Below are 21,583 nucleotides of genomic sequence, written 5' to 3' on the forward strand. Positions count from 1 at the left end.
GGATCACCCGAGACCGCCTACGTTCTTCTCTTCCGCGAAGTGGCGGGCGTGGAGCAGGCTCTCCAAGAGTAACAGCAGCCGACGCTCGGTGAACGGCTTGCCGATGTATCCGGTGAAGCCCGCCGCGAGGTAGCGCTCGCGGTCGCCGGGCATCGTGAACCCGGTCACGGCGACGGCCGGAGTGTCGGCGTGACCCGGCACGAGGCGTAGCGCATCGAGCACAGGCTGCCCCGAGGGCAAGGATCCGATGTGCCCGTCGATGAGGAACCCGTCGTACGCCGTACCCTGAACAGCGGCGACTGCTTCGGAGCCCCCCACGACCACGTCGACGTGGCACGTCGACTCGAGGATGCCCCGGAGCCGGGGCTGCGGCCGGGCGCCGTCCTCCACGACGAGCAGGCGGGTGCGCTCCGGCAGCGTCGGCAGCGCGTCTCGGGACGTCCCCGCCCCTTCGATCTCTCGCTGGTCGTATCGCGGTATCGTGACCTGGAACGTCGTGCCGCCGCCCACGCGGCTCTCCACGTCGATGTCTCCGCCGAGCATGTGGACGATCCGGCGCGTGATGGCGAGCCCGAGCCCACTCCCCTCGTGGGACCGCCCGTAGCCCGTGGACTGCTGATTGAACTCCTCGAAGAGGTCCGGCAGGAACTCGTCGTGGATGCCGATTCCGGTATCGCGAACGGTGAGGAAGACCTCGTCGTCGCTCGCGTCGATGAGGACGGTGACGCCGCCTTCCTGCGTGAACTTGATCGCGTTCCCGACGAGGTTTACGAGGATGCGCTCGAGGCTGGCCTGGTCCATGCGTGCCGGCAACGCGCTCGATTCGGGGAGCACGCGGAGGAAGAGTCCTTTCTCATCTGCGAGTGGTTCCAACGCGCGCACGGTCTCCTTCGCCTCCTCGATCACATCGAGGTCGCTCGGCTCCACGTCGATCACGTCGGCCTGGAGCCGAGCCATGTCGAGGAGCGCGTTCACGGTGTCGAGCAGCCGCTCGCCGCCACGCTTGATCATCGTGGCGAAGCTGTGCAGCTCGCCCTCGAGCTCGTCCTGGAGCACGTCGGCGAACCCGAGGATCGCCGTGAGCGGCGTCCGCAGCTCGTGCGACGTATTGGCGAGGAAGTCGTCCTTGAGCTTATCGGCCTGGTGGAGGCGCTCGTTGGCCTCGCGCAGCCGGGCGTTCGCCGTGTCGAGCCGGCGGTTGACGGCCTGCTCATGCAGGAGCATCTTGCGATGCTGGCGGATGCGGATGTTGCCCGACACCCAGATGACGACGAGCGCAATCACCACGTACAGGCTGTACGCCCACCACGTCCGATACCACGGCGGCAGCACTTCGAAGGCGAAGACGCCCTCTTCACTTACGACGCCCTGCGCATTCCGCGCTCGCACGCGGAACCGGTAGTCGTTCTCCGGGAGGTTCGTGTACTCCTTGCTCGTCTCCGACCTCCAGCCCGACCACCCCTCGTCGAACCCTTCGAGCCAGTACTGATACACCGTTTCTTCGGAGGCGTTGAACGTAGGCGCGCTAAACGTGAAGCGGAAGTTGTTGGATGCATGCCCCACTTCCGGTACCGCAAAGCGCTCGCTCATCGCCCCTGCAAAGAGAAGGCTATCATTGTCGGCCGTGACGCGGCGGACGAGGGCGGGATAGGGCACGGTGTAGTCCTTCTGCTCACCGGCGTCGTAGCGGAGCAGCCCTTGCTCCCCCGCGATCCACGTCACATCGCGATCGGGTTCGGAGTAAAGGATCTGGTTCGGGACCCCGCGGAAGTGAAGGACAGGCGGCGTCACGTCCTCGTAGCTGCCATCAGGCGTGTGGTTGAATACGCGGAGCTGCCCTTCTCGTACCACCCAGAGCTTCCCTCTCCAATCGAAGTGGAGCAGGAACGGCGTCGCTCCGTCTGGTCGGACCGCTGCGTTGACCGCGTCCGCAGGAACGAAGCGTGGGCGCGCTCCAGCCAGGTCGATTCGATACACGCCGTCTAGCGAGAGGGTGAACAGGTTGCCTTCGCTCTGATACACCGTGACGGGGCCCGGCGGCAACCCCTCCTCTTCTCCGTAGCGTTGCATTCCGACGAGCTGCCCTTCGTCAAGCCAAGCGCGGGCGGCCCCGTTTGCGGAAGACCCCAACCAGAGACTCCCGTCTATCCCTTCCGTAGCGGAGCGCACTTCGCCGACCTCAACCCCGCCCACGTGCTCTGTCACTTCCCAGTCGCTCCCTCTCGCCTGCAAGAGCGCCAGGCCCGTCTTCATCCCTACGTAGACCAGACCGGGGCGAGACGCTGACAGGGACAACACGAAGGCACGCCCCGCCAACACGAGGCGGGGACGCTCGCCTCCGATCTCGTAGACCCCGTCGTTGGCCGCGACTAACACCTTTCCTCCGACCTCCACCACATCCCAGACCTGCGACGTAAAGTTGCCAACGGGCACGAACCGTGCGTACCGCCCCACAACGTCGCGCGTCGACGCGCCTGAGGATTCGAGACGAAACAAGCCCTGCGAGGTAGCGGCGTACACCTGGCCGTCGATGCGGTTGATATTGTAGACCGCTCCAGGCAGGCCTGCCTGCTGGCCGAAGGAGGTCAGCGGCGATAGGACATCTACGCGCAGCAGCCCTGTATCGAGCGCCAGCCAGAGCCCTCCCTGCCGGTCAGCGTACGCATAGAGGACGAGTTCGTCTGACTCCAACCCCACATCCTGCCCCAGCACGCGGAGCACCCGACCTGCCCGGTCCATGAGCACGACCGTACCGCTAATCGTGGTCAGCGCGAAGACACTGTCGGACAACACGGCCCCGGCATAGACGCGCTCGCGACTTAGATACGCGTCGGCTGCGGTAGCGAACGGCTCGAAGCGTCCGTTGCGCCAAATCAGGAGCCCTTCGTTGCGCGTCACGAGTAGGGCCGTCTCCCCGAAAGGCAAGAGCGCATCGATACGCTCGTGAGCGAAGCGTTCGCCGCCGGGCACGAGAACGAGGTCTTCACCCTGAATCTCCATTAAGCCCACACCGTCCTGCCGAACGAAGTACGCCTCGCCCACCACGAACGCCTTGTGAAAGCGCGTATCCGCCCGCCACGTATCCATGAGCGTGCCATCCCAGCGAAGGATTTGATCGTAGCTCTGGAAGTAGATCGCCTTCTCTGTTGCGAGCGTCGTCCAGACATCGCCAAAGCCGCGCCCCTCCTCCGGCACGTGGAATAGCAGGCTCTGATACGCGATCTGTCCTGCCGCATCCGGCGCGAGGAACCCCACCTCCCCTACCCCCCCGACAAAGACCCGACCGGCAGAGTCTGTGGCGAGCGAGCGGGCGAACTGGCCGGGAAGAACTAGGCTTCGCCATGTGGCACCGTCGTACTCGAGCAATCCTGACCGATTGGCGACGTAGATCACATCACGAACATCCTGCACGATGGACCAATTCTGAGCATGGGCTCCATACTCCTCGGGGGTGAACCGCTCCACGAAATACGGTCGCCCTCGCTCGGAGGGCAGGGCTTGTCCTGCCGCTCCGATGGGGAGCAGCAACAGAGTAAGACAACACAGCCGCAGCGCAGAGTTCATGGGTGCCGTATCAACCAAGAGCGGTATCGGCCGTGCGCTCACTGCCTTTAGAATCTCAAGCCAGATGTCCGGAAGATCCCGCTCTTGCCGTCCCCGTCAGGCCAGCTCTCGCGGGTGTCTAAGCCCCCCCAATACCCACCGCACGTGTGCTGATAGATTCACGCCTGACACTTGCATATTACAAAAGCCGCAGTTATTATAGATCGTCCGTTTGCTAGTAGAGCCGCCACCCACTAGACACCCCGCCACATGAAACGCTTCCTCGCTGCCATCGCTCTCCTCCTCGTCATCAGCGGCCCGCTCGCGCAGACCGCCAGCGCCGAGAAAGGCCGTTCCGGGACCACGACCCCCGCCGGTGACATCCTCGATTGAGCTGAGTCCGCATCAAGCAGAAGCGCCGGCCTCCACGTGGAGGCCGGCGCTTTTTTCTTTACGGAGCGCTCGCGCTCAGCGGACGCCTTCGCTCATCGCAAGCATACGCTCGATAGGCTGAAGCGCACGGAGCCGGATTGCCTCGTCCATGACGATCTCCGGCGCTTCGTGCTTGAGGCAGAGGTAAAGCTTCTCGAGGGTATTCAGCTTCATGTGCGGGCAATCGTTGCAGGCGCAGCCGTTCGAGGGCGGCGCGGCGATGAACGTCTTCTCCGGGTTATCCTTCTGCATCTGGTGGAGGATGCCGGACTCCGTTGCCACGATGAAGGTGTCGGCCTCGCTCTCCGTCGCGAAGCGGCGGATGCCGCTCGTGGAGCCGATGTAGTCGGCATGCTGGAGGACGGCCTCTTCGCACTCGGGGTGGGCGAGCACGGGGGCATCGGGGTGGCGAGCTTTGAGGCGGACGAGCTGCTGCTCGGAGAACACCTCGTGGACGATACAGCTCCCCTCCCACAGCACCATGTCGCGGCCCGTCTCTTTGATGAGCCAGCGGCCGAGGTTGCGGTCGGGCGCGAAGATGATCTCCTGCTCGGGCGGGATCTGCCGGACGATGTGCTCGGCGTTCGACGACGTGCAGATAATGTCCGTCTGCGCTTTGATGTCGGCCGTGCAGTTGATGTACGAGATCACGATGTGATCCGGGTACTGCGCGCGGAAGGCGGCGAAGGCGGCGGGCGGGCACGAGTCGGCGAGGGAGCAGCCGGCGTTGAGGTCGGGGAGGATGACCTTCTTATCCGGGTTCAGAATCTTCGCGGTCTCCGCCATGAAGTGGACGCCGGCGAAGACGATGATGTCGGCGTCAGTCCGAGCGGCCTCGCGCGCGAGCCCGAGGGAGTCGCCGATGTAATCGGCGATATCCTGAATGTCGGGCTCCTGGTAGTAATGCGCGAGGAGCACGGCGTTCTTCTCGCGCTTCAGCCGTTCGATCTCGTCGAACAGGTCGAGCGTCGGGTCGACGGCTTCACGGACGTAGCCGAAGTCGGTGAGGAGATCGGGGACGAGGAGGTCGAGGGTGTCGGTCATCGGACGCAGAGGAGTCAGCTAGAGGCAGCGGAAAATCGCGTGCCTCCCGTAAACGGTCGATACGGCGGCGAGTTCTGCCTACGCTCCCGCTGCCCCTTCGTCCACCAATTGCCCCTCGCGGAGGTGCAGCACGCGGTCGGCGCGGTCGGCGAGCGAGGGGTTGTGCGTGACGATGACGAACGCCTGCGTCCGGTCGTGCGCGAGGCGGACGATCTCGTCGTGGAGCAGCTCCGCCGTCTTCGTGTCGAGGTTGCCGGTGGGCTCGTCGGCGAGGACGAGGTGCGGCTCGTTCATCAGCGCGCGGGCGACGGCGACGCGCTGCTGCTCGCCACCGGAGAGCTGGGCCGGTCGGTGGTCGGCCCGGTCGCCGAGCCCGAGCGATTCGAGAAGCGCGCGGGCGCGCGGTGTGGCCTTCGCGAGGGATCGACCGCTGATGAGCGCCGGCATCGCCACGTTCTCCAGCGCGCTGAACTCGGGCAGCAGGTGGTGGAACTGGAAGACGAAGCCGACCGAGCGGTTGCGGAAGTCGGCGAGGGCTTCGTCGTCTTTAGCGAAGATGTCGGCGCCGTCATAGCGGACGGTGCCGGCCGTCGGTCGGTCGAGCGCACCGAGGAGGTGGAGGAGGGTGCTCTTGCCCGTCCCGCTCTCGCCAACGATCGCGACGATCTCGCCGGCGCGCACGGTAAGCGATGCGTCACGCAGGACTTCCAGCGTTCCCGCTGCCGTCGGATACTGCTTGCTCAACCCTTCGGCGACGAGGATCGGAGTGGCCCCGGCGAGCCGCGACGGCGGCGCTTCGGCGTGCAGGCCGTCGGGGTCTGCGTCGCGGCCGTTCACTCCCCGTCCTCGCGCTCGATCCCGTACTTGTTCAGCTTGTTGTAGAGGTGCGAGCGCTGGATGCCGATGGCCTCGGCCGTCTGCGAGACGTTCCACCCGAACTCCTCCAGCTTCCGCTCGATGAACAGCTTCTCGGCCATGTCGCGGAAGTCGGCGAACTGGTCGTACTGGTTCAGCAGGCCGACGAGCGGGTCCTGGGCCGCACCGCCGGGGCGGACGTAGAGCTCGACGTCGTGCTCCGTGATCTGATCGCCGTCGGAGAGGATGAGGAGGCGCTCGACGACGTTGTTCAGCTCGCGGACGTTCCCGCGCCAGTCGTAGCGCTGGAGCCGGTCGAGCGCGGCGTCAGTGAAGGCTTTGGCGGAGACGCCGTTGCGGCGGGCGACGTGGGAGAGGATGAACCGGGCGATGAGCGTGATGTCGCTCTTGCGCTCGCGCAGCGGCGGGACGTGGATGAGGATGACCGAGAGCCGGTGGTAGAGGTCCTCGCGGAACGTGCCCTCCCCCACTTCGGCCAGCAAATCCTTGTTCGTCGCCGCCACGACGCGGACGTTGACGTCGATGGAGCGGTCGCCGCCGACGCGGGTGATCTTGCTCTCTTGCAGGGCGCGGAGCACCTTCGCCTGCGCGCTCGGGCTCATGTCGCCGATCTCGTCGAGGAAGAGCGTGCCACCGTCGGCCTGCTCGAACTTCCCGATCCGCTGCTTCGTGGCCCCGGTGAAGGAGCCCTTCTCGTGGCCGAACAGCTCGCTCTCGATCAGCTCGCTCGGGATCGCGGCGCAGTTGACCTCGACGAGCGGGCCGTCGGCGCGGTTCGAGCGGTGGTGGACCCACCGGGCGACGAGCTCTTTGCCCGTGCCGGGCTCGCCGGTGATGAGCACGCGGGCCTCCGTCGGCGCGACGCGCTCAATCGTCGACTTGATCCGGTCGATCGCGGCGCTCTCGCCGACGATCGGCGTGAGGTCCGACTGCTCGGCGTCGACGATCGTCTGCCGCATCCGCCGGTTCTCGGTCTTCAGCGAGCCGCGTTCGAGCGCGCCGCGCACGGAGACGAGGAGGCGGTTGAGGTCGGGCGGCTTCTCGATGAAGTCCGCCGCGCCGAGACGGGTGGCCTCGACGGCCGTCTCGACCGTGCCGTGCCCCGATATCATGATGATCGGGATGCCGACCTCGGCCTCGCCGAGCGCTTCGAGCACGTCGAGCCCGTCGCGCTTCGGCATCTTGATGTCGAGCAGCACGAGGTCGTGCCGCCCGCTCTTCGCCTGCTCGAACGCGTCGTCCCCGTCCACCGCCTCCTCGACCTCGTAGCCCTCGTATTCGAGGATGTCCCGGAGGGTGCGACGAATGCTGGGTTCGTCGTCGGCGATGAGGATGGTTGGCATGGGCAGAGGGGCAGGGATGCGAAGAGGGCGAGCGGGGGTACGAGCGGCGGGGCTATTGGTTCACGCCGCGCCCGTGGTCACTCCCCCGCCTGCGCCATCGCGGCGAGACGGGCGGTGTACGCCGGGACGTTCGCGGCCTGCGGGGCGTCCGGGTATTCCTCGACGATCTCCTCGTAGGCCGCGCGGGCGGCGTCGAAGTCGCCGGCCTGCTCGAAGTTGCGGGCGGCGTCGAGGTAGTAGCCCGGCGCGGTCGCCGCGCTCTCGTAGCTGCGGGCGGCGCGCTGGTAGAGACGGGCCGCGTCGGCGAAGTCGCCGGCTTGCTCGGCGATGGCGGCCTGCCCGGCAACCGCGCTGGCCCCGAGGATGTCCTCCCCACCGTCGTAGTCCTCGAAGTACGCACCGGCCTCTTCGTAGCGACCGAGTTCGAAGAGCGCGCTCGCGGCGTAGAACCGGGCGAGGTTGCCGCCGCCCGTGGAGCCGTACTCGTCGGCGATTTCCAGCAGGCCGGGCGCGTCGGCGGTGCCGTCGAGGGCCTCTTGGAACGACCCGCTCTCGTAGACCGGAAGGATCTCGCCGAGGGCGTCGTTGGCGACCTCGCCCTGGTTCACCATGTAATAGGTGTAGCCGAGCACGCCGAAGATGATCACGACGATCCCGATGCCGGCGGCGATCAGCGCGCCCCGGTACTTCTCGGCCATCGTCATCGTCCGGGCGTACGCGGTGATAACTTTGTCCTCCCGGAGCTCTTGGCGGCGGCTGACCTGCTTGGGGGGCTTGAGCATCGAAGACATAAGGGGGGCCTGTCGGGTTAGGGCTCGGGGAACGAGCGCAGCGGATTGCAAAGGGTTAGCCGCCCCAAACGGAGCGAGGCGCAGAAGATAGTCCGAGGGGCTGCCGGCCGCAACGACCCGCCCCGCCCCCGACCCCCTTTGCGCGGTTTTCAGAGCCCTTTTTGCCGCGTTTTCACTACCCTATCGGGGGGCCCTGCGTACGTTCATCAGAGCGCCTGCACCACGGCTCTCCTCCCCTCTCACCCTAGCCCTCGCTTTTATGTCGATCAAGATTGGGATCAACGGATTCGGCCGCATCGGCCGGCTCGTGTTCCGCGCCATCCTCGAACGCAAAGGCGCCGGTCAGCACGACTACGACGTCGTCGCTGTCAACGACCTCACCGACGCCGAGACCCTCGCCCACCTCTTTAAGTACGACTCCGTCCACGGCATCTACCCCGGCGAAGTCCGGGTTGAGGGCGGCGACCTCGTGATCGACGGCGACCGGTTCAAGGTGTTCGCCGAGCGCGACCCCGCCGCCCTCCCGTGGGGCGACCTCGGCGCCGAAGTCGTCGTCGAGTCGACGGGCGTCTTCCGCACGCGCGAGAAGGCCGCGCTCCACCTCAAGGGCGGCGCGAAGAAGGTCGTGATCTCCGCCCCCGCGAGCGGGAAGGTCGACGCCACCGTCGTGATCGGCGTCAACGACGACACGCTCACCGGCGACGAAGAGATCGTCTCGAACGCGAGCTGCACGACGAACTGCCTCGCCCCGATGGTGAAGGTGCTCGACGATGCCTTCGGCGTCGACAAGGGCTTCATGACGACGATCCACGCCTACACCTCCGACCAGAACATTCAGGACGCCCCGCACAAGGACCTCCGTCGCGCCCGCGCCGCCGCCATCAACATGGTCCCGACGACGACCGGCGCCGCGAAGGCCGTCGGCCTCGTCCTCCCCGAGCTGCAGGGCAAGCTCGACGGGTTCGCCGTCCGCGTCCCCGTCCCCGACGGTTCGATGACGGACCTCTCGGTCGTCCTCAAGACTGAGGCCACGGCCGAGGAGATCAACGCGGCGTTCCAGAAGGCCGCCGGCGACGGGCTCAAGGGCATCCTCGAGTACTCGACGGCGCCGCTCGTCTCCTCCGACATCGTCCACAACCCGCACTCCTGCATCTTCGACTCCGAGCAGACGATGGCCCACGGGACCCTCGCGAAGGTCGTGGGCTGGTACGACAACGAGTGGGGCTACTCCTGCCGCACGGTCGACCTCATCGGCAAGCTGATGAACGCCGGCAAGTAAGCGCTGCGTCCCCTCCCTGAACGACTGTAGGGGCGGCGCGTGCGTCGCCCCTACTCATTTCCCCTCTCCCGATGCCGAAACTCACCCTCGACGACCTCGACCTCCGCGGGCGCCGCGTACTCGTCCGCGTGGACTTCAATGTGCCCCTCGAAGACGGCACGATCACCGACGACACCCGCATCCGCGCCGCGCTCCCGACGATTCGCAAAATCACCGGCAGCGGTGCCACCGCGATCCTGATGAGCCACTTCGGCCGCCCGAAGGGCGCGCCCGACCCGGCGTACTCCCTCGCCCCCGTCGCCGAGCACCTCCGCTCCCTCATCGACGCGCCCGTCGTGTTCTCCGAGGCCACGGTCGGGGACGAAGCCGCGCGCGCGATCGCCGACGCGCCGGACGGCGCGGTCGTCCTGCTCGAAAACACGCGGTTCCACGCGGGCGAGACCCAGTGCGACGCCGACTTCTCCCGCCAGCTCGCCGCCCTCGGCGACGTGTACGTGAACGACGCCTTCGGCGCGGCGCACCGCGCCCACGCCTCGACGGTCGGCGTGACCGAGTTCGTGGAGCAGGCGGCGATGGGCTACCTGCTGCAACGCGAGGTCGAGATCCTCGGCGACGCGCTCGAAGACCCGGCGCGGCCGTTCGTCGCCGTGCTCGGCGGGGCGAAGGTGTCGGACAAAATCGGCGTGATCCGCGCGCTCCTCGGCAAAGTCGACCGCCTGCTGATCGGTGGCGCGATGAGCTACACGTTCCTCAAAGGGCTCGGCCATGACGTCGGCAGTTCCAAAGTCGAGGACGACCGGACGGACGAGGCGTTCCGGCTCTACGACGGCGCCCGCGACCAGATCGTCCTCCCCACCGACCACGTCGTCGCCGACGCCTTCGACAACGACGCCGCGCGGCGCGTCGTCGAAGGCGAGATCGACGAGGGCATGGCGCTCGACATCGGGCCGAAGACGCGCGAGCAGTACCGCAGCATCCTGCTCAACGCGAAGACCGTGATCTGGAACGGGCCGATGGGCGTGTTCGAGATGCCGAACTTCGCCGCCGGCACGCTCGCCGTCGCCGACGCCATCGTCGAGGCTACGCGCGAGAACGACGCGCTGACGATCGTCGGCGGTGGGGATTCCGTCGCGGCCATCACGCAGGCCGGCTACGCCGACGACGTGACGCACGTCTCGACCGGCGGCGGCGCCATGCTCGAATTCCTCGAAGGCGAGGCCCTGCCCGGCATCGCCGCGCTGAGCGACCGATAACCCCTTCCCTTCTCCCCTTCCCCGTTTCTATGCAAGCCGACACCACCGCTGTCATCACAGAATCCGACCCGCTGACGCTGACGGACCTGGCCGGGCTGGATTTCTGGCTGAGCATCGGAGCCTCGGTGCTCCGCGTCGCCGTCATCCTCGGCCTCGCCGTCTTCATCATTGGCCTCGTGCGGCGGCTGATGCTGCGCTGGCGGGCGGAGCACGAAGCCCTGCCCGCGATTGACCCGCGCCGGCAGCGCGCGTTCACGGTCTCGAACCTCATCATGTCGGCGACGCGCTACGTCGTGTGGACGTTCACGACGATCATGGTGCTCGCCGCGATCGGGCTCGACATCGGGCCGCTCATCGCCGGGGCCGGGATCGCCGGCCTCGCGGTCGGCTTCGGGGCGCAGACGCTCGTTAAAGACGTGATCGCCGGGCTCTTCCTCCTCTTCGACGACATCATTCACGTCGGCGACCTCATCACCTTCGGCTCGACGACGGGGACGGTCGAGGCCATCAGCCTCCGGCTCGTGAAGGTGCGGAAGTTCGACGGCGAGCTCGTGATGATCCCGGCGGGTGAGCTGCGGACGTTCGGAAACAAGAGCGTCGGCTACGCCCGTGTCATCGTCCCGATCGGCGTCTCGTACGAGCAGGATCTCGACGAAATCCTCGAGGTGCTGAACGAGGTGGCGCTGGAGTGGGCCGCCGTGCCGGAGAACAAAGAGACGATGCTCGAAGAGGTGCCGGTGGTCCAGGCCGTCACCGACCTCGGCGACTCGTCGGTCACGGCTCGGATCGTCGTGCAGGTGATTCCGGGCTCGCAATTCCCGGCCGAGCGGGACCTTCGTGCACGCATCAAGCGCCGCTTCGACGCGCAGGGTATCGAGATTCCGTTCCCGCGCCGGACCCTCTATCTCCGGCAAGAAACGGAGCTGCCCGCCCGCTCCATCAAGCAGACCGAGGCCTCGCCCGCCGAGAACGTGGACGACGCAGCGTAACTCTGAGATTGGAAGGTCGTAGCGTTCCCGTCCCTCCTGCTCCCCGCTCGTCTATGTCTGCCGCGATCTCCACGCTCGGCCTGCACAAAACCTACCGCAGCGTCTTCGGCGCGAGCATCGACGCGCTCCACCCGCTCGATCTGGAGGTGGAGCGGGGCGAGATCTTCGGCCTGCTTGGGCCGAACGGCGCGGGCAAAACGACGCTCGTCAAACTGCTCCTCGGCGTCGCCCTTCCGAGCGGCGGCGAGGGCCGGCTCTTCGGCCGCTCGATCCGGGAGCCCGAGGCGCGGCGACCCGTCGGCTTCCTCCCCGAGAGCCACCGCTTCCCCGACTACCTCACGGCAGCCCAGGTGCTCGACACCTACGCCCGCGTCGCAAATGTGTCCGAAGCCGAGCGCGTCCGCCGTATTCCCGAACTGCTGGAGCGCGTCCGCATGGCGAAGTGGGCCGACACGCGCGTCCGCAAGTTCTCGAAAGGGATGATGCAGCGGCTCGGCCTCGCGCAAGCCCTCGTGAACACGCCCGACCTCCTCTTCCTCGACGAGCCCACCGACGGCGTCGACCCCGTCGGCCGCCGCGAGATTCGCGACCTCCTCCTCGATATCAGCCGCGAGGGCACGACGATCTTCCTCAACTCCCACCTGCTGAGCGAGGTCGAACAGATCTGCACGCGCGTCGCCATTTTGAAAGAGGGCCGCCTCGCCCGGCTCGGCACCGTCGAGGAGTTGACGACGCAGGACCGCGTCTACGAACTCCGCTGCACGCCGCTTCCCGATTCGCTCGATCCCGAATTCGTCCGCCTGTTTCGCCCGCTCGACGCGGCGGAGTCGCGCTCGCTCCCCGACGAGGCGCTGGCGTCATACCGCCTCGCCGTGCAGGACCGCGCCCACCTCAACGCCGTGCTCGACGCGCTGCGCGGGGCCGGGGTCGAAGTCGAGTCCGTGCAGCCGCTCCGGCAGAGCCTCGAAGCGTACTTCGTCGAGGTGGTGAGCGACGGCGAGGCCGTGCCCTCATGACCGCCCTCATCCTCCTCACGATCCGCGAGCTGCGCGCCAAGCTCATCATCGTTGGCCTCTTCGCCGTGGCGACGTTCGTGTGGCTGATGCTGACGTTCGCGCTCAACCTCGACATCGTCGACGGGACGCTGGCCGGGATGCGGATCTTCGGACAGGAGACGGCGCTGGAGCAGCAGGTCGAAGTCGAGGACCCGGAGACGGGCGAGGTGCGGACCGAGACGCTGCGGCCGTTCGGCGAGAACCCGCTCGAAAACCTGGTGATCTCGGTGCAGCAGGGCGTGGCGGGGATCACGTTCTGGGTCGTCCTCCTGCTCGGGCTCTTCGCGACGGGCTCGCTCGTGGCGAGCATGATGGAACGCGGCCAGGTGGACCTCCTCCTCTCGAAGCCGGTCGCACGCTCAACGCTGCTCGGCGGGAGATTGCTCGGCGTGGGGGCCGTCGTCGCCGCACTCGTCGTCTACGTGCTCGGAGCTGTGTGGCTCGTGATCTCGATCAAGAGCGGGATCTGGAACGGCTCGTTCCTAATCGGCGTGGCCGTCGTGCTGACGATGTTCGCCGTGCTCTACGGCATCGTCACGCTCGTGAGTGTGTGGACGGAGAGCACGGCGCTCGCGATGATCGTCGCGCTCGGCCTCATCGTGGCCTCGCTTGTGCTCTCGGCACCGGACGAGGCTGTGCTGCAGATCAACCGGCCGTGGCGAGAGATTTACGTTGGGCTTTATTACCTCTTCCCCAAGTTCCCCGCCGCGACGGCGATGACGTGGACGCTCGCCGGCGGCGAGCCCGTCGAGAATTGGGTGCCGTTCCTCACGTCGCTCGCTTTCGGCGCGGCGTGTTATGCGGGTGCCTTTGCCCTCTTCCAGCGAAAGGATTTCTAGGGCAGCGCAACCTCGCGGGACGTAGCGCCGAACAAGAAAGGAAATGCGCTCACGCGCTCTCCTCCCAGCATCCGGAATCCTCATGCGCCGTCTCCTCCCCCTCTTCGCCATCGCCCTGTTCGTCGTGGGCTGTGAAAACGTGCAGGCCCCGGCCGAGCTCACCCTCCAGACGCGGAGCGCCCTCGACGTGCTGCCCGCCGACGCGAACGTCGTCGGCATGTTCAACGCCGAAGAGGCCCGCGACTCCAACGCCTTCGAGACCTTCACCGACGGCGGACTCTCGATGCGCCGGATGGGTGGCGAAGGCACCGCCCGCTTCGACGACTTCCTCGCCGCCACCGGCTTCGACCCCGACGAGGACCTCCACCGCATGTACTTCGCTGCCACCGGCGACCCCGGCGGCGACAGCGCCCCCGCCTTCGTCGTCTACGCCGACTACGACCGCGACCGCCTCGACGAGTACGTCGGCAGCCAGCCCGACCTCGAACTCGAACGGACGACGTACGCCGACGCTCCTGTCTACCTGACAGCGCAGCACGGCCGCGAGATGGCCTTCGCCCTCGTCAACGACGACATGATCGTCGGCGGCGACCGCGCTGAGGTCTACGCCATGCTCGACCGCCTCGCGAGCGGCACGAAGGGGCTGAGCGCGGACGCCGCGATGATGGCCCTCATCCGCAACGCCAGCCATCCCGACGACATGTGGATCGCGATGCGCGACCTCCCCGGCGACAACGGGTCCGTCGGCGAGAGCACGTTCGGGCAGGCCGGACAGCTGATGCAAGACGTCGTGGTGTCCGCAGGGTTCGAGGACGACGGCGTCGCCTTCCAGGTCCGCGGCGTGACGCGCCCCGGCGCCAGCACGTCCGATGCGGCCGACCTCGTGCGTGGGGCCGTCTCCGCGATGAAGATGTCGGCGAAGTCCGACCGCGCCGCGCTCGACGCGCTCGACCGTGTGGACGTCCGCGAGGTGCGTGACGGCGTGACGATCGAGGGGTTCGTCGACCAGAAAGTCATTCGGTCGATGAAAGCCCACGACGACGCGTGACCGCACGCTCGTTTCGCATGACGTTCCCCCGTCGGCTCCGGTCGGCGGGGGTTTTTCGTGGAGACCGGCGGTAGCACGGCGCCCCGTCGTAGATTCCGCGCCTCTCCCGAATCCGGCTCCCGATGGTCTACACGACTCCCAACGACGACCTCCCCGCGCTCGACGCGCTCCCGACGATCCCGCGCCCGAACCGCGTCCTCCTCACGACGCCCGAGCACTTCCGCGTCGCCTACGTGATCAACCCCCACATGGAGGGCAACATCGGCTCCGTCGACGCGGCCGAAGCCCGACATCAGTGGGACCGGCTGCGCGCGGCGTACCGCCAGGCCGGCACCGAGGTGGCCGTGCTGGAAGGGGCGCCGGACCTCCCGGACATGGTGTTCTGCGCGAACCAGTCGCTGCCGTACCAGACACCGGGCGGCGAGCGCGGCGTCGTCATCAGCCGGATGCACGCGTCGCAGCGGAAGCCCGAGGTCGAGCACTACGCCGCCTTCTTCGCCGACCGGGGCTACGACGTGCAGCACCTCGACGCCGACCTCCCCGGCGACTTCGAGGGCATGGGCGACGCGCTCTGGCACCCCGGCCGCTACCTCCTCTGGGGCGGCCACGGCTACCGCACCGACCTCGAAGTGTACGAGCGGTTGTCCAGCGCCCTCGGCTTCCCCGTCTGCGCCCTCCGCCTCACCGACCCCGACTTCTACCACCTTGACACCTGCCTCTGCCCGCTCGACGAGCAGACGGCCCTCGTCTATCCCGGCGCGTTCGACGACGACGGGCTCGCGCTGATCCACGCCTTCTTCCCCCGCGTGCTCGAAGCGCCGGAGGACGAGGCCCGTACGCTCTTCGCCTGCAACGCCCACTCGCCAGACGGCGAGCACGTCCTCATTCAGCGCGGCTGCACCGAGACCGTCGCCCAGCTCCGCGACGCCGGCTTCACCCCCGTCGAGGTAGAGACGGGCGAATTCCTCAAGTCCGGCGGCTCCGTGTTCTGCATGAAGCTGATGTATTGGTGAGTCGGGCGTACGGAGCTGAGGGTCTGGCTCCTGACCCCCGACGCTCGCCCCCCGACTCTTGACTGTATCCATCATCATCCCTGCGCTGAACGAGGAGGCCGAGCTTCCCGCGACGCTGGCGAGCGCGGTCGCCCAACCCGGCCCAAAGGAGATCATCGTTGTTGACGGCGGCTCGGACGATGCGACGAAGGCGATTGCCGAGCGGCACGGGGCGCAGGTGGTATCCGCGGCGGCGCGGGGTCGAGCCCGGCAGATGAACGCGGGGGCCGCGCACGCCGAGGGCGACGTCCTCCTCTTCCTCCACGCCGACACCCGGCTCCCCGTCGGAGGCCTCGACCGGATTCGCGCCGCGCTCGCCGCACCGGAGACCGTCGCCGGCTGCTTCCGGCTCCGGTTCGACCGGGGCGGGTTCTGGCTCTGGCTCTGGACCCGGTCCGTGTGGATGCGCTGGCCCCGGTGGGCCTTCGGCGACCGCGCGATCTTCGCCCGTCGCTCCGCCTTCGAAGCCGCTGGCGGCTTTCCCGACCAGCCCGTCTTCGAAGACCTCGACTTCGTCCAGGCCGTACTCCCGCACGGCCGCTTCGTCTTTCTCGATGCGGTGGTGGTCACCTCGGCGCGGCGGTACGCGCACAGGGGTGCGCTCCGGCAGCAGCTCCGCAACTGGGCGCTGTGGAGCGCGTGGCTCCTCGGCGCTTCGCCGCATCGCATGGCCCGCTTTTACCCGACCCACACGAGGCAACCCGAGGACACTGCCGTCGCCCAGTCGTAACCCCTGTGAACAGGCTCCCGAAGGTCGTGCACCGCGGCGACTGATGTCCCCTGTGACCTGGCAGCCCCCGTTTTTACGTTCTCGTAGGCGAGGATCGTGAGCCACCCGGGGCCGGTCCGTTTCGCCCACCGCCGTGCCCATCCGCCTTGCCTTGCTGGACTTCGGCCCCTACTTTCCCCGTGCAGGCCTTTGCCGCAGGGTGACCGCGCCCACTTCCAGGGACGATGTGCTGACTGACGACCACAACCGCGGAACGAACCGCGTCTCCCCCGACCGCGCCGCAGGCGCCGAGGCCCTGCCATGATCGGTCGTGTCATCGGCAACTACCGCATCGAGGCGCTGCTGGGACGCGGCGGGATGGGTGCCGTCTACCGCGCGCTCGACACGATGCTCGACCGGACCGTCGCCGTCAAAGCGCTCCGCGCCGACGCGGCCACGCAGCCTGGCGCCGTCGAGCGCTTTCGGATGGAGGCCCGCACGCTCGCCCGCCTGCTCCACCCGAACATCGCCACGCTCTACACCCTCGTCCGCTCCGGAGACGACCTCTACATGGTGATGGAGTTCTGCGAGGGCGAGACGTTCGAGGCGATCCTCCGCCGCCGTGGGCGGCTGGCCCCGGCCGAGGCACTCCCCCTCTTTTTGCAGGCACTCGACGGGCTCGAACACGCCCACCGCCACGGCATCGTCCACCGCGACATCAAGCCGGCGAATCTGATGCGGCTGCCGGACGGGACGGTGAAGGTGATGGACTTCGGGATCGCCCGGCTCCTCGGGTCGAGCCGGCTGACGCAGACGCAGCACACGATCGGGACGGCGGCGTACATGGCGCCCGAGCAGATCCGCGCCCAGGAAGTGGACGCCCGCGCCGACGTGTACGCCCTCGGCGTGCTCCTCTACGAGCTCGTCGCGGGCCGCGTGCCGTTCCAGAGCGAGAGCTCGTTCGAGGTGATGGAGGCGCACATCAACCGGGCGCCACCGCCGCCGCGCCAGTTCGCGCCCGACCTGCCGGAAGCGCTCGAAGTCGCCATCCTCCGCGCCCTCGCCAAAGCCCCAGACGACCGGTTCTCCTCCGTCGTCGCGCTCCGCGAAGCACTGCGGGCACTCGACCTCGCCGCGCCGTTGGCCGAGGCAGAAACGACCGTCGCCCCGATCCCTTCGCGCCACGAGCCGGAGGACCAGACGGAGATCGAACAGGAACCTGCGAGCCGCTCGGGCTCAGCGCCCATCGCTGTCGAATCAGGCTCGGCCTACGTACCACCCGCGCCGGCTGAGCCCGACGCGACGCACGTCGCTTCGCCCTCGCCGGTCCGCCCTCCCGTCGCTACGTCTGCACCGCCCACAGTGACCTCCGCTGCGCCGCGCCGCGACGCCTCCAGCTCGACCGTCGTAGCGACGCCTCACGCAGGCCGACGCCTCCGCCGTGGCGCGTTCGTAGCGGCCGGGCTCGGCCTCGTGCTCGCCGTGGGCGTCTGGGCCTTCGCGACTGGCCCTGCCCCGCTCGACCGCGAGCCGTCCGATCCCGACATGATCGCGCCCACCGAGACGGGTGCCCTCCTGCCCCTCTCCTCCGACGGACCGTCCGCGCCGAACTCAGACCTCGCCTCGTCCCTGACCGTAGCCGCGTGGGTCGCCACGGCAGAGCGGCACCTCGAAGCGGGGCGGCTCACGACCCCGGCCGATTCGAACGCGCTCCTCTTCGCCGAGCGCGCCCTCGCCGCCGACCCCGATCACGCCGAGGCAAAGGCAGTGGTCCGCCGCATCGTCGAGCGGAGCAACGCGCTCGGCCAGCGGGCGCGGCAGCGGGAGAACCTACGGATCGCGCGCGAGCACTTCCAGCAATCCATCGCCGTAGCCGACCGGCACCCGGGCGTCGCAGACGAAGGCCGAGCCCAGGCACAGCTCGCCCTCGTTGCGGTCCGAGACGACGAATCGGCCGCGCGGAACGACGTCGCAGCGGCACGAGAGTCCGAACCGCCCGCACAGAGCAACGCGCCTGCCGAAACGCCGCCCGCCGCGACCGGCACGATCCGCGTCCTTGCCCGTCCGTTCGGCGACGTGTACGTGGACGGGCAGCGGCGCGCGAGCGGGACGAACGCGCCCGTCTTCGCCACGGTCTCCCCCGGCACGCACCGCGTCCGCGTGACGCATCCCACGTTCGGGACGCAGGAACGGAGCGTCCGTGTGCGGGCCGACCAGACGGCCGAGGTCTTCATCGAGTTCGCCGCCCCCGTCCAGGTCACCGTCGTCTCCGACCCGATCAACGCCCTCATCCTGCTCGATGGGCGGGCGATGGGCCGCTACACGCCGGCCACGATCACGATCCCAGCGGGCCGCCACACCGTCGAGGTCCGCCGCGACGGGTACCGACCGGCTTCTCGCTCCGTCACGATCGAAGCCGGGGCGGCGCCCGACCGGCTCGCCTTCACCCTCACCCCTGAGCGCTAACCCCTTACCCCCCGACCGCCATGCGCCTCGCCCTCGTGCTCGCCCTCTTCGTCTCGCTCGCCCTCCCCGCTGCCGCACAGCGCTGCGATACCGCCCTCGCCGAGGCCGACGAGCAATACCGCGCCGGCTATTTCGACGACGTCATCGAGCGGCTGAGCGACTGCCTCGACGCGAATGCGTTCTCCTCCGAGGAGCGTCGCCGCGCGTACCGGCTTCTCGGGCTCAGCTACATCGGCAAAGACCGCGAGCTCGACGCCCGCGAGGCCGTCCGCTCCCTCCTCGAAGTCGCGCCCGACTACCAGCCCGACCCGGCCCTCGACCCGCCGCCTTTCGTGCAACTCGTCGAAGAGATGAACCGCCCCCGACCGACGCCCAGCGCTCCGGCCGCTTCGCCCGCCTCGACGGTGCGGCCTGTCTCGACCACGAGCGGATTCATGGGGTCGCTCAGCGCCCTGGGCACAGGATACTCGGACTCCGACGACGACTCGGCCAACGGCGCGGGCGGGTATCTCACCCTCGGCTACGGATTCACGCCTGCCATCGCCGTCGTCTTCCAGCTAGGTGGCGCCTCGTTTTCCGACTTCAGCGAAATCGGCGAAGCGACGCTCGGCAACGTCGGCGTGGGCGGGCGCTACCACTTCGGCGGCGGGCAGCGGAAGCTCGTCCCGTTCGTCGGCGCGGGCGCGTCGTTCCAGTCGCTCTCGCTGGACTTCGACGCCTCGCTCGGGGGCGGCTCCGACGAGTACAGCGGGGCCGGCGGCTCCCTGGAGGGCGGCCTCCTCTACTTCCTGAGCCCAGCGTTCGCGCTCGATGGAGGCGTCCAAGCCCTCTTCAGCTCACTCACCTCCGACGAATCCGACCGCAGCATCTCGACGACAGTAGTCCACTTCGGCGTGGGCGTGTCGTGGAGCCCCGGCCGATAGCCTAGCCGAGGGCGCGGTCGAGATTATAGGCAGCGCTGATGAGGGCGAGGTGGGTGAACGCCTGCGGGTAGTTCCCCAGCGCCTCGCCGTGGTGGCCGGTCTCCTCGGCGTAGAGCCCGAGGTGGTTGGCGTACCCGAGCATCTGCTCGAACGTCAGCCGCGCGTGCTCCAGCCGCGCCGAGTCCGAGAGCCCCGCCCGCGTGAGCGCCTCGACGAGCCAGAACGTGCAGATGTTGAACGTGCCCTCCTCGCCCGGCAGCCCGTCCTCGGACTCGGTGAGGTTGTAGCGGTAGACGAGGCTGTTCGAGACGAGTCCGCCCTCGTCCGGCGAGCGCAGCGTGGCGTCGAGCGTGGAGAGCATGCGGGGGTCGACGGGCGAGACGAAGAACACGAGCGGCATCATGAGGTTCGCCGCGTCGAGCGCGTCGCCGCCGAAGGTCTGGACGAACGCCTGCCGCTCTTCGCTCCACCCCTCGGTCATGATCGCTTCGTAGATCGCATCGCGGACGTCGAGCCAGCGGGCGCGGTCGGCGGGGAACGCGCGCTGGTCGGCGAGACGCAGCCCGCGATCCACGGCCACCCAGCACATCAGGTTCGAATACGTGAAGCGCTGCCGCCCGCCGCGCACCTCCCACACCCCCTCGTCGCGGAGTTGCCAGTTCTCGCACACCCAGTCGACGAAGGAGCGGACGCGGAGCCAGAGGTCGTACGAGATCGGCGCGCCGTACTTGTTGTAGAGGTAGACGGCGTCGAGGAGCTCGCCGTAGATGTCGAGCTGGAGTTGGTCGTAAGCCCCGTTCCCGATGCGGACGGGCCGGCTGCCGCGATAGCCGTCGAGGTGGTCGAGCGTCTCCTCGGTGAGCTTCTTCCGTCCGTCGATGCCGTACATGATCTGGAGCGGTCGGCCATCCGCCCCCCCCTCTTTACACTCGTTCGCGAGGAAGCGCATGAACGCCTCGGCCTCCTCGGTGAAGCCGATGCGGAGGAAGGCGTAGAGGGTGAACGCGGCGTCGCGGATCCAGGTGTAGCGGTAGTCCCAGTTCCGCACGCCGCCGACGCCCTCGGGCAAGCTGCACGTCGGCGCGGCGACGATCGCCCCCGTCGGCTCATACGTGAGCAGCTTGAGCGCAAGGGCCGAGCGGTGGACGATCTCGCGCCAGCGCCCGGCGTAGGTGCACTGCCCGAGCCAGCGCCGCCAGAAATCGACGGTCGCGCGGAAAGCCTCCTCGGCCTCGGCCTCTTCGAGGGCGTGGCCGCACTGCCCCCCCTCGGCGCTCTCGCGCAGCGTGAACGTGGCCGTCTCCCCCTCTGCTAGCCAGAAGTCCGCGACGACGCCGTCGCCGTCGCGCTCGAGTGGCACCTTCGAGGCGAGGCTGAGGTTGAGGTCGGGCGCGTCGAAGCACGCCCCGTTCCCGTTGAGCGAGAGGGCGTGTCCGGCGCGGGCGTAGTCGAACGCGGGCCGGCATTCCATCCGGAACCCAACCGTCCCGCGCACGGCCTTGACGGTGCGGACGATCTCGCGCCGCAGCCGGCTCTCCTCCCGCCCACCGACAGGCATGTAGTCCGTCACCTCGCCGACGCCCTCTTCGCTGAGGAAACGGGTGACGAGGATGTTCGTCTCGGGCCAGTAGAACTGCTTGCTCGTGACCTTGTCAGCGAGGAGTCGGATCTGCCAGAACCCGCCCTTCTCCGCGTCAAGAATGCGGCCGAACACGCTCGGCGCGTCGAAGCGGGGCATGCAGCACCAGTCGATCGAGCCGTCGAGCCCGACGAGGGCGACGGTGTGCATGTCGCCGATGAGCCCGTAGCTCTCGATGGGGTGGTAGCGGGCGCGCTCGCCGGTGCGGGCGTCAGTCGTCTCCGGTCGCTCGACGGGGGCAGGCATGGGGCGGGAAGGTGTGGGAATAGGAGCGTGTGGAGGTCTCGAGTGGGGCGGAGAGA

The 21,583-nt window shown here is 68.2% G+C and carries 17 protein-coding genes; 11 read left to right on the forward strand and 6 right to left on the reverse strand.

What is annotated here, in order from left to right:
* Positions 1-3 precede the first annotated feature (3 nt).
* Entirely contained in the window at positions 4-3,366 is a 3,363-nt protein-coding gene (locus ABJF88_03450) for an ATP-binding protein (protein ID MEP0545961.1), read from the reverse strand.
* Between the two features lie 447 nt (positions 3,367-3,813).
* Between ABJF88_03450 and ABJF88_03455 the strand changes: the two genes are divergently transcribed.
* Positions 3,814-3,936 (forward strand): hypothetical protein, encoded by a 123-nt coding sequence (locus tag ABJF88_03455; GenBank protein ID MEP0545962.1) that lies wholly within the window; start codon positions 3,814-3,816, stop codon positions 3,934-3,936.
* 75 nt (positions 3,937-4,011) lie between these two features.
* Here ABJF88_03455 and nadA read toward each other — a convergent pair whose 3' ends face one another.
* The 4 genes from nadA to ABJF88_03475 all read right to left on the reverse strand — a co-directional run bounded on the left by nadA (position 4,012) and on the right by ABJF88_03475 (position 8,020).
* Positions 4,012-5,019 (reverse strand): quinolinate synthase NadA, encoded by a 1,008-nt coding sequence (nadA, locus tag ABJF88_03460; GenBank protein MEP0545963.1) that lies wholly within the window; start codon positions 5,017-5,019, stop codon positions 4,012-4,014.
* A gap of 78 nt (positions 5,020-5,097) precedes the next feature.
* A complete protein-coding gene (locus ABJF88_03465) occupies positions 5,098-5,763 on the reverse strand; it encodes an ABC transporter ATP-binding protein (protein ID MEP0545964.1) in 666 nt (221 codons plus the stop codon).
* 89 nt (positions 5,764-5,852) lie between these two features.
* Positions 5,853-7,238: a sigma-54 dependent transcriptional regulator gene (locus ABJF88_03470; protein ID MEP0545965.1), complete on the reverse strand. Its 1,386-nt coding sequence runs from the start codon at positions 7,236-7,238 to the stop codon at positions 5,853-5,855.
* 77 nt (positions 7,239-7,315) lie between these two features.
* Positions 7,316-8,020, reverse strand: coding sequence for a tetratricopeptide repeat protein (locus tag ABJF88_03475; GenBank protein MEP0545966.1), 705 nt, complete (start codon positions 8,018-8,020; stop codon positions 7,316-7,318).
* A gap of 268 nt (positions 8,021-8,288) precedes the next feature.
* On the opposite strand from ABJF88_03475, the gene gap reads away from it, so the two are divergent.
* From gap to ABJF88_03525, 10 genes are all read left to right on the forward strand, one after another.
* Complete coding sequence (gene gap / locus ABJF88_03480) at positions 8,289-9,308, forward strand: type I glyceraldehyde-3-phosphate dehydrogenase (protein ID MEP0545967.1); 1,020 nt, start codon at positions 8,289-8,291, stop codon at positions 9,306-9,308.
* A 71-nt stretch (positions 9,309-9,379) separates the two neighbouring features.
* A complete protein-coding gene (locus ABJF88_03485; GenBank protein ID MEP0545968.1) occupies positions 9,380-10,561 on the forward strand; it encodes a phosphoglycerate kinase in 1,182 nt (393 codons plus the stop codon).
* A gap of 29 nt (positions 10,562-10,590) precedes the next feature.
* Positions 10,591-11,550 (forward strand): mechanosensitive ion channel family protein, encoded by a 960-nt coding sequence (locus ABJF88_03490; protein ID MEP0545969.1) that lies wholly within the window; start codon positions 10,591-10,593, stop codon positions 11,548-11,550.
* A gap of 53 nt (positions 11,551-11,603) precedes the next feature.
* Positions 11,604-12,566: an ABC transporter ATP-binding protein gene (locus ABJF88_03495; GenBank protein ID MEP0545970.1), complete on the forward strand. Its 963-nt coding sequence runs from the start codon at positions 11,604-11,606 to the stop codon at positions 12,564-12,566.
* On the forward strand, positions 12,563-13,444 hold the full coding sequence (locus ABJF88_03500; GenBank protein ID MEP0545971.1) for an ABC transporter permease subunit: 882 nt from the start codon (positions 12,563-12,565) through the stop codon (positions 13,442-13,444). Before ABJF88_03495 ends, ABJF88_03500 begins: the two co-directional genes overlap by 4 nt.
* Before the next feature lie 82 nt (positions 13,445-13,526).
* Complete coding sequence (locus tag ABJF88_03505) at positions 13,527-14,492, forward strand: hypothetical protein (protein ID MEP0545972.1); 966 nt, start codon at positions 13,527-13,529, stop codon at positions 14,490-14,492.
* Positions 14,493-14,614: 122 nt separating this feature from the next.
* Positions 14,615-15,505: an arginine deiminase-related protein gene (locus ABJF88_03510; protein ID MEP0545973.1), complete on the forward strand. Its 891-nt coding sequence runs from the start codon at positions 14,615-14,617 to the stop codon at positions 15,503-15,505.
* A gap of 58 nt (positions 15,506-15,563) precedes the next feature.
* Entirely contained in the window at positions 15,564-16,274 is a 711-nt protein-coding gene (locus ABJF88_03515; GenBank protein ID MEP0545974.1) for a TIGR04283 family arsenosugar biosynthesis glycosyltransferase, read from the forward strand.
* Between the two features lie 300 nt (positions 16,275-16,574).
* Positions 16,575-18,719 carry a protein kinase gene (locus tag ABJF88_03520; protein MEP0545975.1) on the forward strand — a complete coding sequence of 715 codons (2,145 nt, stop codon included), beginning with the start codon at positions 16,575-16,577 and terminating at the stop codon, positions 18,717-18,719.
* 20 nt (positions 18,720-18,739) lie between these two features.
* Positions 18,740-19,642, forward strand: a complete 903-nt coding sequence (locus ABJF88_03525; GenBank protein MEP0545976.1) for an outer membrane beta-barrel protein — start codon at positions 18,740-18,742, stop codon at positions 19,640-19,642.
* A gap of 1 nt (position 19,643) precedes the next feature.
* Here ABJF88_03525 and ABJF88_03530 read toward each other — a convergent pair whose 3' ends face one another.
* Positions 19,644-21,527, reverse strand: coding sequence for a glycoside hydrolase family 15 protein (locus ABJF88_03530; GenBank protein MEP0545977.1), 1,884 nt, complete (start codon positions 21,525-21,527; stop codon positions 19,644-19,646).
* Positions 21,528-21,583 lie beyond the last annotated feature (56 nt).

It is taken from the genome of Rhodothermales bacterium, assembly GCA_039944855.1.
Taxonomy (GTDB): Bacteria; Bacteroidota; Rhodothermia; order Rhodothermales; family JANQRZ01; genus JBBSMX01.

Coding starts and splice junctions, on each gene's coding strand:
- ABJF88_03455 (MEP0545962.1), top strand. CDS start 3,814: ATGAAACGCTTCCTCGCTGCCATCGCTCTCCTCCTCGTCATCAGCGGC.
- nadA (MEP0545963.1), bottom strand. CDS start 5,019: ATGACCGACACCCTCGACCTCCTCGTCCCCGATCTCCTCACCGACTTC.
- ABJF88_03470 (MEP0545965.1), bottom strand. CDS start 7,238: ATGCCAACCATCCTCATCGCCGACGACGAACCCAGCATTCGTCGCACC.
- ABJF88_03475 (MEP0545966.1), bottom strand. CDS start 8,020: ATGCTCAAGCCCCCCAAGCAGGTCAGCCGCCGCCAAGAGCTCCGGGAG.
- gap (MEP0545967.1), top strand. CDS start 8,289: ATGTCGATCAAGATTGGGATCAACGGATTCGGCCGCATCGGCCGGCTC.
- ABJF88_03485 (MEP0545968.1), top strand. CDS start 9,380: ATGCCGAAACTCACCCTCGACGACCTCGACCTCCGCGGGCGCCGCGTA.
- ABJF88_03490 (MEP0545969.1), top strand. CDS start 10,591: ATGCAAGCCGACACCACCGCTGTCATCACAGAATCCGACCCGCTGACG.
- ABJF88_03495 (MEP0545970.1), top strand. CDS start 11,604: ATGTCTGCCGCGATCTCCACGCTCGGCCTGCACAAAACCTACCGCAGC.
- ABJF88_03500 (MEP0545971.1), top strand. CDS start 12,563: ATGACCGCCCTCATCCTCCTCACGATCCGCGAGCTGCGCGCCAAGCTC.
- ABJF88_03505 (MEP0545972.1), top strand. CDS start 13,527: ATGCGCCGTCTCCTCCCCCTCTTCGCCATCGCCCTGTTCGTCGTGGGC.
- ABJF88_03510 (MEP0545973.1), top strand. CDS start 14,615: ATGGTCTACACGACTCCCAACGACGACCTCCCCGCGCTCGACGCGCTC.
- ABJF88_03520 (MEP0545975.1), top strand. CDS start 16,575: ATGATCGGTCGTGTCATCGGCAACTACCGCATCGAGGCGCTGCTGGGA.
- ABJF88_03525 (MEP0545976.1), top strand. CDS start 18,740: ATGCGCCTCGCCCTCGTGCTCGCCCTCTTCGTCTCGCTCGCCCTCCCC.
- ABJF88_03530 (MEP0545977.1), bottom strand. CDS start 21,527: ATGCCTGCCCCCGTCGAGCGACCGGAGACGACTGACGCCCGCACCGGC.